This window comes from Ignavibacteriales bacterium (assembly GCA_016709765.1).
Classification (GTDB): Bacteria; Bacteroidota; Ignavibacteria; order Ignavibacteriales; family Ignavibacteriaceae; genus IGN3.
The window spans coordinates 515,428-530,745 of record JADJMD010000013.1; the positions used below are offsets into that span (position 1 = coordinate 515,428).

Sequence of the window (15,318 nt, forward strand, 5' to 3'; positions counted from 1 at the left end):
ATCTCTTGGTTAATTAGTTAACAAAACCATATCTAGAAAAATGATTTAATCTGGCATTTGTAACTTTAAGAGTTCCAGTTGCTGCATCCATAGTTATAGAATCATACACAACACCCGTTATTGAACCGTCTTGAGCAACGTAAACAAAATCCAAAGTATTCGAATTTATTCCAGTTAAATCTAACCCGGAGATAGTTAGAGTATATTTCACAGCAATATTAAACTGCATTGCAGGTCCAAACTCTAAAGAAGCTGTTTCAGTATTAAATGTTTGTGTGATGGTCTTTCCACCGCTAAATGAATTTGACGGAAAATTGAGCTGAGAGGTTAATGTAACTAAACCAGAAGTACCCTGATAATCAAATTGTTCATTAAAATATCCACCATTGTATCCGTTAATATATTTTGATTCGGTATAAATGGTTTCGATTGAGAGAGCACGTACTGGTCTTGGCAGTTCAATTAATTTTAACTGCTTGTTGTTCGCTGAATCATCCGGGGAGATAACATTTGCATCGGGGTTACATCCAAATAGCAACGCTATCATTATCAGGTTGATTGTTATGAACTTTTTCATTGTTGATCCTTTATCTGTTAGAGAATAAATTAATTTTTATAAACTTTTTCTTACGAATATATATCTTGAGAAATGCGGTAACTCTGCGTTTTTAACATAAATTTGTTTTGTATTCCACTTTATTTTACATTCATTTTTAAGAATAAATTCAATGGTACCATCATCAGCGCGGTAAACAAAATCTGAAGTTGAATTAGCATCAAATCCTAAGCTTGAAAGATTAATACCGGAAAAATTGAGATTGAGTTTTGCAGGAATATTAAATGCAATGGCAGGAGAAAACTTAATCGATCCACTTGATGGATCTGGACTAATGGCTATATTTTTTGTACCGCTAAAAGAGTTTGGTTCAAAAGTTATGTCTGCATTTATAGTAACTAAATTACCTTCCCAATCCGTAAAAACAGTATCTAAAGTAATGTGTCCACCGACAATTCCATCTATTTCTTTCTGGATAATAAAAACATCATCATAATCCAAAACATCCAGTCCAACTTCATGATGAAATTTAGGTGAATCTTGAGATACTTTTGTCGAATTTTCGGCGGGCAAAATTGAATCTACATTAGATTCGCAGCCAAGAGGTAATAAAAGCGTAATAATTAAGAAAAAATAATTCAAAGATTTCATTGGGTTCTTAAATGTTGTTAAACTTGTTCGAAATAGTTTAAGCTTAACACATCGCCACAAATGAAACTTTTTTCCCAAAAGCGAGTTAAGATTTTCACTAATTGTGCCATTTTATAAATATGGTAGTTAGTGGTAACAAATGCGTTTTCAGCCCGATTTCAGGCCGTATGAGTATTTCAAGTTGAAACAGTTCTATCTTTTGTATCAATAAGCAACAAGCCCCTAGTAAAGGCAGATTTGAGAAACAATCTCATGTTTTTGTAAATTGTTGTTGAAAGAATTTACAATCTAAACAGAAGCTAATTTTAAGTTAATGGAAATTTTAGACCAATTATCGATTGCCACATTTATAATAGATGAAACTGGTAAAATCATTTATCTAAACAAAGCTGCATGCAGTTTTATCGGCAATACTAAAGAAAAATGCTTATCCAAAGATTTTTTTACTTTTATTCAGGATAAAAACTCATTGCAATCAATTCTCAAAAATCCAGATCCAAAATCTTTACCTCAAACTATTGAGATCAGATTTAATAGAATAAATGGTAAGTCCTTTTATACAATTCTATCAATCAACAATTATTTAAATACGGAAACGCAGCAGAATCAGTTTATTATTTCGTTAGTGGATCTCACAAATCAAAAAATGCAAGTTGAGTTAATTAAAGAAAATCAGCTAAGATTTGAAAACATAGCAAACTCTGCCCCTGTTATGATTTGGATTACGGATGTAAATGGATTATTTAATTTTGTAAATCAAATTTGGTGCGATTTTACCGGAAGAACTATTGGTGATGAATTAGGTTTAAACTGGGTACAAGATATTCATCCCGAAGATTTAAAACTATTTATGGAAATTTATAGTCAAGCACTAGAAAATCGAACACCATTTTCTCATCAGTTTAGATTCAAAAGAAATGATGGGATATATAGATGGTTGATGATTAGCGGAATCCACAGATTTAATGATCAAAAAGATTTTCTTGGTTTGATTGGGACTTGCATTGATATTACAAAACAAAAAGAAAATGAAGAATATATAAAAAAAATTAATGATGAACTTGAAAGCGCTACAAAGAATAAAGACAAATTTTTCTCAATCATCTCACACGATTTGCGCAGCCCGCTTTCCGGCATTATGACTTTGTTGGATATAATGGTTACTGATTATGATTCTTTGGAAGAAGATGAAAAAAAAGAAATTCTTTTTGAGGCTGCTAAAACATCAAAAAGTACATTCACTTTAATGGAAAATCTATTGGAGTGGTCAAGAGTACAAACAGGTAATATGAATTTTGAGCCGCAAAATATTTCATTAACATTAGTTTTAAATAATATTAAAAATCTTTATTCTCAAAAGTTAAAAGAAAAGGGGATTTCTTTAAACTTTGAATTTGAAACTGAGTTTTTTGCGTATGTCGATCTGCCGATCACTGAAACAATTTTAAGAAATCTTATCTCTAATGCAATTAAGTTTACTCCTGAATTTGGAATCATTCTGGTTTCTTTTGAAAATGTGGACGACAACATTGTTGTAAAAATTAAAGATACTGGCGTTGGGATAGATACAGCTCAAATATCCAAACTATTTAAGCTTGATATTTCTTACTCAACTGTTGGGACAGCGGGTGAACGTGGGACTGGGCTTGGATTAATCCTCTGTAAAGAATTGGTTGAAAAACAGGGTGGGAAAATTTGGATAGAAAGTGAAGTCGGATCAGGGTCAACATTCTTTTTTACTTTACCAAGGGCTAAATAGTTTTTTTTACACTATGCTCTGAGGATCAACATCGTAATAGAGCTTTACATCTTTATACCTGGATTTTTTATTAAACTCGACCCAAGCCTCTAAAATTGCTTTTCTTAAAATAGCTCCACCTGGATCATTTTCTTTATCGCTTTTTATAAGAATGTGATAACGAAAGTTGTTAAGTAATTTAAATATTTGTGCAGTCGTTGGATCAGAAATTTTTAAATAATTTTTATATCTGATAATCTCTTTGTAAAAATCATATGCTGCCCCTTGAGCTTTATCCATACTTGTATCTTTAGTTTCAATCAATGCAATGCGGGTAAATGGTGGATAACCCATATTTTCTCTATCTGATTTTTCTTTTTCATAAAATCCATAGTAATCATTTTCCAGAACTTTACGCAGAACAAAATGTTTTTCATTGTAAGTTTGAATAATAACTTCACCTTCAACTTTACTTCTTCCTGCTCTGCCCGACACCTGGGTAAGTAATTGAAATGTTCGTTCGTCAGCCCTAAAATCCGGAAGCCATAAAGTAGTTTCTGCAGATATAACTCCAACTAAAGTTACACGAGCAAAATCCAATCCTTTGGAAACCATTTGGGTTCCAACAAGAATATCGATGTCGCCCTTACCAAAGCTTAAAAGTAAATTACTCAGATATGCTTTTTTTGTGATAGAATCAGAATCAATTCTTTCAATTCTTGCATTTGGAAAGTAGAATTGTAGTTCATCTTCTACTCGTTCAGTTCCGGTTCCAAAATATTTTATGTTTATAGAACCACAGTGTGTGCAAGCACCGGGAACTGGTTTTGTCAATCCGCAGTAGTGACAATGAATTTTATTTTGATTGATATGAAATGTCATTGGCACAGAGCAATTTTCACACATTTCAACTTCGCCACAATCATTGCAAAATATCTGAGTTGAAAATCCTCGCCTGTTTTGTAAAATGATAATGCCTTCTTTTTTCTTTAATCGATCTTCTATTTTATCAATTAATATTTTAGAGAAAACGGTTTCGGACTTAGTTTTATTTTTTTCATGAGTAATGTTCACAAAAGTTATTTTGGGAAGTTTTGCATCATCAATTCGCTTAGGAAGTGAAAGTAATTTGTACTTTTCGATTTTAGCGTTGTACATACTTTCAATAGATGGTGTGGCTGAACCAAGTAAAACGGGACAATTATAAATATTTCCGAGAACAACTGCACCATCTCGTGCGTTGTACTTTGGAATCATATCTGAACTCTTGTAGCTTGCATCGTGCTCTTCATCCACCACAACTAACCCGATATTATTTAACGGTGCAAATAAAGCCGATCGTGCGCCAATTACTACTTTAGATTTATCATTTAAAACTCGCCGCCAGGAATCGTATCTTTCCCCGGCAGACATTCTACTGTGGATTACAGTAACTGTATCACCAAAGTTGTTAAAAAATCTTGATGTGATTTGTGGAGTTAATGAAATTTCCGGGACAAGGATCATTACAGTTTTATTTTTAGCAAGCGTTTGTTTTGCCAGCTCAATATAAACCTGAGTTTTGCCGCTGCCTGTTACTCCGTGTAATAAGAATGTTATAAATTTATTGGCGGTTAGTGCTTCTGCTACTTTATCTACAACTTCTTGTTGCTGTTTAGTAAGTATTAATTCTTTATGAACTTCATTATAGTTTTCTTTATATCTTCTATCAACTTCTTTTTCAAAAATACTTACAAATCCTTTTTGCTCAAGTCCAATTAAAGATGATTGTGATGAATCAGTTTTATGCAAAAGCTCTGCAACAGGGAGTGATGTGCCTTTTGCTTCAATCATTTTAAGTAAGATTTTTACTTGTTTAGGCGATTTACGATCAAGCTCAGGAAAGTTGGCATAAATTTCAGCAACATCTTTTGAAAGTTTTACAAATTTTACTTTTTTTGGTTTAACTTTTATGCCTTGCACTTCATCAACAATTGTTACAGCTCCCTGATTATGAAGTGAACGAATTTGTGAATAAATATTTTTTTTCTTTACAAGCTTTTGCAGAATAGAAAAACTTAATTCCTCTCGTTTTATTAGCTCAGAAAGTATTTTAAATTTGAGTGAGTCATTTTTCTTTTCTGATTGGAGAAGTTCCGCAATAAAATTTTTATCAACAATAATTTTTCTTTTTGTCTCTACATCTGTTCCTTGCGGAACAAGTAATTTTAAAGCTTCACCAAGCGAGCATATATAATACTCGGAAAGCCATTGGTAAAATTTTAAGGTTTTACTTGTAAAGATTGGTTTATCATCTAGAATATCTGTGATCGGTTTTATTTCATCTTTATTTAATGAAATTTTATTCGGCAGGTTTATTATAAATCCAGTTAGAGTACGCTTACCAAAAGGGGCAACTGCACGCACCCCAACTTTTGCAAATTCCTGTAAATCCTTTGGAATTAAATAAGTAAATGCTTTCCTAAATGGTAAAGGGAAAACAACTTCGACAAACATTAATTCTCTTTCAGATAATAAGGGGCTAAAGATTTCAATCCGTCTTTACTTGTATCATCACTGTACATTTTAAATTTTAATGCCTTAATTGATTTATCCCAAACGATTCTTTGATAGTCTTTTGTTTTTGTTATTTGACCATTTGTAGAAACAATAATGTCATCTGTAGGAACGGTTAAATAATAGTAAGGATCATCAAACTGCATTCCTTCAACTTCACTAAGATCGGAAAATTCATAACGAATTAATGCATTTAATTTTTCTTTTTCAATTAAAAGGTTCCTTGAGGTAATTGTTTTTCCGTCTGCTTTTTGTTCATCTACAAACTCCTGACTCTTTAATCCATACTCCAAAATACTTTTCACATCCTCATCCAAACTTTCTTTTGAATCTGCATCACTATTTATATCTTCAATTGTAACCAATGCAGTTCCGGTTCCATCATCGTTAACATATACTTCATAAGAAACAGTATGGAACACAATACAGCCCGTAAAATGAGTAAGAATAATTACTAAAAAAAGATAGAATATTTGTTTCACTTTCATTTCCTTCTAAAATTATTTCACAGTATTCTTGATATTAAGTTCTATAAGCATTGTAGAGTGCCTAAATCACAACATTTATAAAGTAAATTACTTAATTGTTTTATATTTTAATATATGAAATTTGCATCTCTAAATAACCACACTGATACAGCAAGACATCTTATCACCGGATTTATTATACTTCTAACAACGATTGTAATCGGCATAATAGGCTTTATGGTAATTGAGGGATGGAATTTTATGGATTCGTTATATATGACTATGATTACCATAACTACTACAGGGTTTCAGGAAGTTCACCCACTTTCAGATTCTGGACATCTTTTTACAGTATTGTTAATTTTTATGAGTTTCGGTACAATTTTATACATTGGTGGCACAGGGGTTCAATATGTAATTGAAAGCAAATTTATCAGGAGACGCAGGATGATTAAACAAATTGAAAAATTCGAAAATCATTATATAGTTTGTGGATTTGGAAGAATGGGTTCTCACATCTGCGATAAACTTACCGATGCAAAAGTACCGTTCGTAGTTATTGAAAATAACCCAAATAACTTTGCAAGACTTGATTCTTTTGGATACGTTTATGATAAAGGTGATGCTGCCGATGACGACACACTAATTCGAGTTGGAATTCAGAAAGCCAAAGGACTGGTTGCGGTACTTTCTAATGATCCCGAAAATGTTTTTGCAACTTTGTCTGCTAGAGTTCTTAGCCCATCACTTTTTATCGTTGCAAGAGCTATCGATGAAGATACAGAATCAAAATTAATAAAAGCTGGTGCAAACAGAGTGGTTAAACCATATGAACTTGGCGGAAGCAGGATGGCTGAAATTGTATTAAGACCGGGCGTATTGGATTTTATCGATGTGGTTTATGGAAACAATAAGGTTGATATACACATTGAAGAAATTACAGTCAAAAAAGGTTCGAGGATGCACAAAAAGACGTTAGCAGAGCTTCCTTTACGAACAGAGTTTAATACAATAATTGTTGCAATTCAGAATGAGGATAAACAAATTTTTATTTATAATCCCAAGGGTGATACAATTGTTGATGAGGGTAACAAACTTATTGCTATTGGTGAAGAAGCGAATCTTGATAAATTAAGAGATTATTAATTTTTATAGAACAGATTTTTCTATTAAGGTAAATGTTTGTTTTTCCGCATCAAGTTCTGCAAGTGCACCAAATGGAATTGTAAATTTATCTTTTACATGCCCAAAAGACATTCCGTAGACCACAGGGATTTTTAAATTACCTAATCTATCTTGTAAAACCTCCATCAGAGTATATGATTTTGAAGTTAACGCGCTTTCTTCTTTCACTTCACATTTTCTAAAAATTCCCATCATAACTCCAGCAGCATTTTCAAACTTTCCAGCTTGAATTAATTGTGTTAACATTCTATCAACCCGATAAGGCTCTTCACCTACTTCCTCAATAAAAATAATTTTGTTTGAGTAGTCAACATCAAATTCTGTCCCGACTAACGAAACCATAATTGATAAATTACCTCCAGCAAGTCTCCCCTTGCCTCTTCCTTTTACGATAGTTGTAACACCATAAACATTTTCATCATCACCACTTTTTGAGTTTGAAAAAGTTGTCTCTCGCTCAGGATTAATTAATACTTTTTTAAAATTATCAACCGAATAATCATTAAAAGTTGACGTTCCAACCGGTCCATGAAAAGAAATCAAACCAGCTTTCTGATAAAATCCATATAACAAGGCAGTTATATCGCTGTAACCGATAAGAACTTTGGGATTTACTCTAATTACGTCATAATCCAGCATTGGAAGAATACGTGCGCAGCCATAACCTCCGCGAGCGCAAACAATACCCTTTATGCTTATATCAGAAAATTTTTCCAATAAATCTTTTGCACGATCCTCATCCGTTCCGGCAAAATATCCACTCTGTAAAAGTATTTTTTCTGAATATGTTACTTCAAATCCCAACTCTTTAAGATTTTTAATTGAATCCTGAAGCTCATTTTCCGAGATATAACTTCCAGGCGCAATAAGCGCAAGTTTATCACCACTTTTTAATCGTGGTGGTTTTATAATAGCAGGTTCATCTTTTAATGCGGCTTTTGAAAATGATAATGGATTTAAAACCGTAGCGCCAACAGAGGCAACAGAAACTGATGTTATAAATTTTTTACGGTTCATAGTTTAATCCTTACATCCACAGCAAAGATTTTATTATCAGAGGTAATGATTAATGGATTTAAATCAATTTCTGTAATTTCTTTATGGTTCAGCATCATTTGTGCAAGATTTTTTATCACTGATTTGATTGTATTGATATCAGCAGGTTCTTCTCCTCTAACGCCTTTAATTATTTTACCAATCTTAGTTGAGTTAATCATTTCATCAATATCATTATCCGTTAAATAAGCCGAACGCATAATAGTGTCATCAAGATGCTCAACGTATTTACCGCCTGAGCCAAACATTAACATAGGCCCAAAACTTGGGTCACGAAATGCACCAACTAATAATTCAAATTTTGTTTTTAGAAATGGTTGTATGAGAAATGAGTCGAGCTGAATATTTTTAGAACTGAAATTCCAAATCATTTCTTCTGCAGTTTTAATCAACTCAGATTTAGTCTTTATGTTTAGCACAACTCCGTTTAATTCAGTTTTGTGAATTATCTTTTCACCAATCGCCTTAATTACCACTGGAAAATGAATCTCTTTTTTATTAAGCTCTTCAATTGTCAAAATCTCATCTTCAACTAAAGGTATTTTATAACACTGACATAATTCTTCAATCTCTGTTGGATTTAAGAATTTTCCTAAATTTTTATTCAAAGAAAAATCTTTTATTAATTCCCCTGGTTTTAATCTGCCTGCACTTGATTTTTTGTTATGAAACTTTAACATGTTATTAATTACAACAGCTGGGTCTTCAGGTCTTTTAAATAATGCTCGCTTTGTTTTAGATTCCGTTCTGTATTCTTGCCAAAACTCAGGCAGAGGCATAACAACTTGTAGAATCGGTTTTTCAGATTTGATGTCATTTATGCTTTCAATAACAGGCAGTGCTTTTACCATAATAGGTTCAACAAAAACAGAAATAACCGCATCAACATTTTCATCCTGCACAAGAATTTCATTTACAGTTTTAAATTGCTCAGCTGTTCCACCGGGCAATAGATCAATAGGATTATTTACACTTCCTTCAGGATGCACAATTTCTTTTAATTTAGTTTTGGTTTCAGAAGTTAACTCAGCAAGAGCGAGATTATTTTTTTCCAAAGTATCAACTGTTAAAATTGCCGGACCGCCGGCATTAGTAACAACCGCAATACGGTTACCTTTTGGAGTTGGAAAGTCTTCAAATCCTTTTGCGGAATTAAACATGTCATTTAAATCATCTGCTCTAATAATTCCAAACTGTTTAAGAATAGCTTCAACAACTTTATCACTGCTGCCAAGCGCACCCGTATGTGAAGATGCAGCTTTAATTCCACTTGATGTTTTCCCGCCTTTCAAAACAATAACTGGTTTTGTAACCTGCTCATCAATAAAATATTTGATGAATTTTTCACCATTGACAAAACTTTCTAAATAATAGGTAATTACCTCAACATCATCACAGCTTTGCCAGTACTCTAGCAAATCGTTTTCATTTACATCTGCTTTGTTGCCCACACTTATGAAGTGCCCAAAACGGATATCTGTTTCGCGCAATGAATTCAAAACTGCAGCACCAATTGCTCCGCTCTGTGAACAAAAACCCATTGTTCCAACTTGCGGCTCCTCTGCAACAAATGTCGCATTCATTTTTATGGAAGGAAGAGCATTAATAATTCCCATACAATTTGGTCCAACTAATCTTGCACTAGAATCTTGAATAAGTTTTAGGATTCTTTCCTCAGCTTCTGCTCCAGCTTCACCGGTTTCTTTAAATCCTGCTGTGATAAGAATAATTGCCTCAACTTTTTTTGATATAAGTTCTTTTATGGTATCTTCAACAAATTGCTTTGGCACCATTACAATTGCCAAATCAATTCTGTAATCAATACTGCTTATAGATGGATAACATTTAAATCCCAGTATCTCATCAGCCTTTGGGTTTACGAGTGCAAGATCGCCTGTATATCCATATTGCTTTACTGATTTTGTTAATTCGTAACCAAGACTTTTAGGTTTTGATGATGCACCTACGATGCAAATTGAATCTGGATAGAAAAAATAATTAAAAACTGATTCCATAACTCCACAATGATTTTTATTTATACTTCAAACTTACGGGAAAGTGCTGAGAATTTGGAATTTACACTCAAATTTTACGTGAAAATTTATTGGTGTGAAAAAATACCCCCGTTTTGATAAATAGCAGATGCGGAAATTTGATCAATCTTTCCGTAAGAATTTACCCGTTGGTGCAAAATAATGGCAAAGCCACCCTAGTCGTTATAAGTACTGCGGGTAAGTTTGTTTTATTGGACCTATATACGTTGCCATTCAGAAATCTAATATCTTATAACTATTTTATCTCAAAATAAATTATAAATTTTGTATTTACTCTAGCACAAAACCAAGGGTTCACTTTAATAAGAAATTGTTGTAAGCACTACTCTCATAATTTTAGATATAATGAATATTCCAAATAATATAACCACCTACTTACAAAAAAGAGCTTCTACTAATTGGCAAATTGAAAACGATCATAAAAAATATTTTCAAATAATTATTATTGTTCCATCTATTGCCGAATCAAGTAGACTTCCAGCATTAATAAAATCTCTTGAGCTGAATGATGAACTTGAATTGCTAAATACACTTTTACTGATTGTTGTAAATAATAGCGTAGCATCGAATAAAGAAGTGAAAGATGATAACCAAAAGACACTAGAATATCTGAGAAATCTCAAAACAAAGCTAAACATCTCATTTATTGATGCTTGTAGTGCTGAAAAAGAATTGGATGATAAGAATGGTGGTGTTGGTTTGGCCCGCAAAATTGGGATGGATTTAGCATTAATTAAGTTTGATTACTATTCACTTAACAAAAAGGTAATGATTTGTACCGATTCAGATTGTATTGTCGAATCGTATTATCTTACCAAAATCTCTCAGGAATTTAACAGAAATAATTTTGAAGCTGCAGTCGTAAATTTTTCACACGATATCTCCGGTAATGATGAAGAAACAAAAGCAATCATCTGTTATGAAATATTTTTACGTTACTATGTGCTTGGTTTGAGTTTTGCAAAATCTGATTATGCATTTCACACTATCGGCTCAACAATGATTTGCACTCCTGAAGCTTATGTTAAAGTTGAAGGAATGAATAAGCGAAAAGCCGCAGAGGATTTTTATTTTTTAGAAAAGCTTGCAAAAATTTATCCAGTAGGAGAAATAAAATCAGCGTTTGTTTATCCATCAAAACGCGGTTCATGGCGCGTGCCGTTCGGAACCGGTAAAAGTGTTGATAGATATTTATCAAATGAAAGAGATGAATATTTACTTTACGATCCAAAAAGTTTTATAGTTTTAAAGACTTGGTTGCAAATTTTTAATGATAATTCAAAATCTAACCAAATTGATTTGATTCAAATTTCCAAAAATATTCATCCTGCATTATCAGATTTTCTTTCTCAACAGGATTTTGGAAACTTTATTAATAAAGTTCTGCTAAAAAATAACAATCCAATTGAGATAGAAAAACAAAAACATTTTTGGTTTGATGCTTTCAGAACATTAAAACTAATTCATTATCTTCGTGATGAAACTTATCCGAATATTAATATGTTTGATGCTATAGATGAGCTTTTAAAGTTGATGAATATTGAAAATAATATTTCAAGAAACTCAGCTATTCCCAATTTAGAAACACAAAAAGAATATTTATTACTGCTAAGAAAAATTCAAAGTTAAAAATGATAATTAAAACCAATCCTGATGAATTCGAAAACTATGTAATTGATGCTTCCAATTTTAAAGGAAGTTGTGAAGCTATTTATTTTCCTGAATCTGCGCAAGATATCATTTCAATTCTTAAAGAAGCCAACTCAAAGAAAACTAAAGTTACTGTTGCTGGAAATGGAACAGGATTAACCGGTGCACGTGTTCCGCAAAACGGAATTGTTATCGCAACCGATAGACTCAATAAAATTATTGAAATTAATTCAGATGAATTTTATGCTTTGATTGAACCAGCAGTTTTACTTTCTGATTTTCAAAAAGAATTAAAGCTGCAAAATCTTTTTTATCCTCCTGATCCAACAGAAACAAATTGCTACATCGGCGGAACAGTTGCTACGAATGCTTCCGGTGCAAAAACTTTTAAATATGGACCAACTCGCGATTATGTAATTGGTTTAGAAATTGTTTTGCCCGATGGTGAAGTGCTTGATCTTGAACGAGGAAAGCAAAAAGCCATCGGTTATGCTCTATCTTTAACCACTAAATCAGGTGAAAATATTTATCTGCAAATTCCTGATTACACTTTTCCTGCAGTTAAAAATGCTTCCGGTTATTTTGTTAAAAAAGATATGGATGCAATTGATTTGTTTATCGGTTCTGAAGGCACACTTTGCATTATTACAAAGATTAAACTAAAACTTCTTCCTCAACTCGAAGACACAATTTCCTGCGTTCTGTTTTTTGACGATGAAACCAATGCTCTAAATTTTCTTGAAGAAGCAAGAGACACTTCATATCAAAACAAAAAAGACAATGTTAACGATAAAATTAACGCACTTGCACTTGAGTTTTTTGATGAACGAGCTTTAAAGTTTTTGGCAAAAGATTTTTCTGCTATTCCGGAAAATGCACAAGCAGCAATTTGGTTTGAGCAGGAATCAACTTCAGATACCTTTGACACCATTCTTGAAGTGTGGAATATCTTAATGCAAACTCATAAAGTAAACGAAGAAACTGCCTGGTTTGCTTTTAGTGAGGCTGATAAAGAAAAGATAAAAAATTTTCGCCACGCAATTTCCTGGAAGGTTAATGAGTACGTTGCAAGAAATAATTTTAGAAAACTCGGGACTGATGTTGCTGTTCCAGATAAATCATTCCGTGAGTTTTATTTTACTTTGCAATGCTGGGCAAAGCAAAGCAAAATAGATTTTGTTGCTTATGGTCATTTCGGAAATTCTCACATTCACTTAAACTTTTTACCAAAAAATGATGAAGAGTTTAACGAAGGCAAAAAACTTTACAATCAAATTTGCGAAGAAGCCGTAAGACTTGGAGGAACAATTTCCGCAGAACACGGAATTGGAAAAGCTAAACGCGATTATCTTTTAATGATGTATGGTGAGGCAAACATCGTTAAAATGGCTGCACTAAAAAAATCTTTAGACCCAAATGGTATTCTTGGTATTGGAAATATATTTGATGAGAAGTATTTAACACAATAGTACACTGATTTTTATAATTACTTATGATCATAACTGATCTTAATAAATCAGTTTGATCAGCGTACTATTCTTCAACTAAACTGTAAGTGTTTAGCATAAAACAGAAGCGCCAAAGTAACAAGTACATAACTCCAAGTTAAAAGAGTTCCTATTTTTCTTCTTTTATCTGATTCATTCTTAAACTCATCAATTATTTTTTTATACTTGTTTTTATATATAAATAGGAAGTAATTAACAATAAAAAAAAACTAATGTTACAGCACCTATCAATAGGCCAGGAATTCTAATCTTATTATTATAAATAAAATACGCAAAGATTTGAGAAAACGAATATACATTCATCCCTTCGTTAACACTCAAGCCAAAAAAAGCTCTCAGATCAGGATCGCCATTTTTTCTTATTAAACTAATTCCAGAAAAAATCTTATAATATAAATATCTATAGTATTTCATTCTTATTTACCCACTAATTTTACTTCCCAATCTTATAACTCGTACCTTCTTTACCATCCTGCAAAACAATACCAAGCTCTTTTAATCTATCACGAATTGTATCTGAAAGCTGGTAGTTTTTATTCTGCTTTGCTTCAGTTCTAAGAGTAATAAGTAGTTCAATCAAATCATTTACAAGTTTATCATCGCCAGCAGTTGTTTTGTTAAAATCTACAATACCAAGAACATTCTCTGCCGTTTTTGTTAGAAATGTTTTTACATCATTATAAAAATTAACATCAATACTTTCAGATGATATAGTTATTCGGTTAACTTCTTTTACAAAATCAAAAATTACAGCAACTGCTTGCGATGTATTTAAATCTTCATCCATCGCTTCTTCAAATCTTTTGTAATAAGGAGCAAAATCATAATCGAGTTTTATCCCTGCACCATTCTTTTTTATTTCATCATTAACTTTATCAACAAGATTAGTAATCTTCTCCAGACCTTTTTCCGCTCCGGTTAAAAGATCATCAGTGAAGTTTAATGGTCCGCGGTAATAAGCTTGCGCAAAAAACATTCTTATGGCTTCAGCGGAATATCTTTTTAATACATCTCTTGCAGTAAAAAAATTACCGAGAGACTTAGACATTTTTTCTTCATTTATATTCAGAAAACCAAAATGTAACCAGTACTTTACAAAAGGTTTTCCCGTTGCGGCTTCACTTTGTGCAATTTCATTTTCGTGATGAGGAAAAATCAGATCATTTCCTCCGGCGTGGATATCAAAAGTTTCGCCAAGATGTTTGCAGCTCATTGCAGAGCATTCAATATGCCAACCCGGACGACCATTCCCCCACGGACTTTCCCAATATGGCTCACCTTCTTTTGCTTTTTTCCACAATGCAAAATCTAAGGGATTAGATTTTTCTTCATTAATTTCTATTCGTGCACCGGATTCAAGATCATCAATATTTTTTCCGCTCAACTTTCCATATTCATTAAAATGTTTTACATCATAAAAAACATTTCCTTCTTTGTTATAAGCAAATTTTTTATCTACAAGACTTTTAATCATGCCAATTATTTCATCCATATGCTCAGTGGCTTTAGGATAAACGTCTGCTTTTTTAATTTTAAGTTTTGTTATGTCTTCAAAAAAAGCATTTATGTAATCACTGGTAACTTCGCTTGGTTTACGTTTTTCTTCATTAGCTTTTTTAATGATCTTATCATCAACATCGGTAAGATTCATTACAAACTTTACTTTATATCCTTTGTACTCAAGGTATTTTCGCACCATATCAGCCATAACAAAGGAGCGGGCATTGCCGATATGGAAGTAATCATAAACGGTTGGTCCGCACATATAAATCTTAACTTCGTTAGGAACAATTGGAATAAGCTCTTCTACTTTTTTAGTAAGTGTGTTATAAAGTTTTAACATAATTATTATTAATTGTTTGAGATTGTTGTTGCAAATATAAGAAATTGATTGTTG

At 32.4% G+C, this 15,318-nt stretch carries 11 protein-coding genes; 4 read left to right on the forward strand and 7 right to left on the reverse strand.

Features of this window, described 5'->3' with window-relative positions:
- Window positions 1-13: 13 nt before the first annotated feature.
- Both IPJ23_11935 and IPJ23_11940 read right to left on the reverse strand, forming a co-directional pair.
- Entirely contained in the window at window positions 14-577 is a 564-nt protein-coding gene (locus IPJ23_11935) for a hypothetical protein (protein MBK7631389.1), read from the reverse strand.
- Window positions 578-613: 36 nt separating this feature from the next.
- Window positions 614-1,207 carry a hypothetical protein gene (locus IPJ23_11940; protein MBK7631390.1) on the reverse strand — a complete coding sequence of 198 codons (594 nt, stop codon included), beginning with the start codon at window positions 1,205-1,207 and terminating at the stop codon, window positions 614-616.
- A 313-nt stretch (window positions 1,208-1,520) separates the two neighbouring features.
- On the opposite strand from IPJ23_11940, the gene IPJ23_11945 reads away from it, so the two are divergent.
- Window positions 1,521-2,966 carry a PAS domain-containing sensor histidine kinase gene (locus IPJ23_11945; GenBank protein ID MBK7631391.1) on the forward strand — a complete coding sequence of 482 codons (1,446 nt, stop codon included), beginning with the start codon at window positions 1,521-1,523 and terminating at the stop codon, window positions 2,964-2,966.
- Window positions 2,967-2,972: 6 nt separating this feature from the next.
- Here IPJ23_11945 and priA read toward each other — a convergent pair whose 3' ends face one another.
- Together priA and IPJ23_11955 are read right to left on the reverse strand one after the other, a co-directional pair.
- Entirely contained in the window at window positions 2,973-5,441 is a 2,469-nt protein-coding gene (priA, locus tag IPJ23_11950; GenBank protein MBK7631392.1) for a primosomal protein N', read from the reverse strand.
- Window positions 5,441-5,983, reverse strand: coding sequence for a hypothetical protein (locus IPJ23_11955; GenBank protein ID MBK7631393.1), 543 nt, complete (start codon window positions 5,981-5,983; stop codon window positions 5,441-5,443). Before IPJ23_11955 ends, priA begins: the two co-directional genes overlap by 1 nt.
- 120 nt (window positions 5,984-6,103) lie before the next feature.
- On the opposite strand from IPJ23_11955, the gene IPJ23_11960 reads away from it, so the two are divergent.
- Complete coding sequence (locus tag IPJ23_11960) at window positions 6,104-7,114, forward strand: potassium channel protein (GenBank protein ID MBK7631394.1); 1,011 nt, start codon at window positions 6,104-6,106, stop codon at window positions 7,112-7,114.
- Between the two features lie 3 nt (window positions 7,115-7,117).
- Here the strand turns inward: IPJ23_11960 and IPJ23_11965 are convergent, their stop codons facing one another.
- Together IPJ23_11965 and IPJ23_11970 are read right to left on the reverse strand one after the other, a co-directional pair.
- Entirely contained in the window at window positions 7,118-8,170 is a 1,053-nt protein-coding gene (locus IPJ23_11965; protein ID MBK7631395.1) for an LD-carboxypeptidase, read from the reverse strand.
- Window positions 8,167-10,224 carry an acetate--CoA ligase family protein gene (locus tag IPJ23_11970; GenBank protein ID MBK7631396.1) on the reverse strand — a complete coding sequence of 686 codons (2,058 nt, stop codon included), beginning with the start codon at window positions 10,222-10,224 and terminating at the stop codon, window positions 8,167-8,169. The genes IPJ23_11965 and IPJ23_11970 overlap by 4 nt, the downstream gene beginning before the upstream one ends.
- Window positions 10,225-10,608: 384 nt before the next feature.
- On the opposite strand from IPJ23_11970, the gene IPJ23_11975 reads away from it, so the two are divergent.
- Window positions 10,609-11,892 (forward strand): hypothetical protein, encoded by a 1,284-nt coding sequence (locus IPJ23_11975; GenBank protein MBK7631397.1) that lies wholly within the window; start codon window positions 10,609-10,611, stop codon window positions 11,890-11,892.
- Window positions 11,893-11,894: 2 nt separating this feature from the next.
- Window positions 11,895-13,382, forward strand: a complete 1,488-nt coding sequence (locus tag IPJ23_11980) for an FAD-binding oxidoreductase (GenBank protein ID MBK7631398.1) — start codon at window positions 11,895-11,897, stop codon at window positions 13,380-13,382.
- 472 nt (window positions 13,383-13,854) lie between these two features.
- Here the strand turns inward: IPJ23_11980 and IPJ23_11985 are convergent, their stop codons facing one another.
- Complete coding sequence (locus IPJ23_11985; protein ID MBK7631399.1) at window positions 13,855-15,264, reverse strand: cysteine--tRNA ligase; 1,410 nt, start codon at window positions 15,262-15,264, stop codon at window positions 13,855-13,857.
- Window positions 15,265-15,318: the final 54 nt, after the last annotated feature.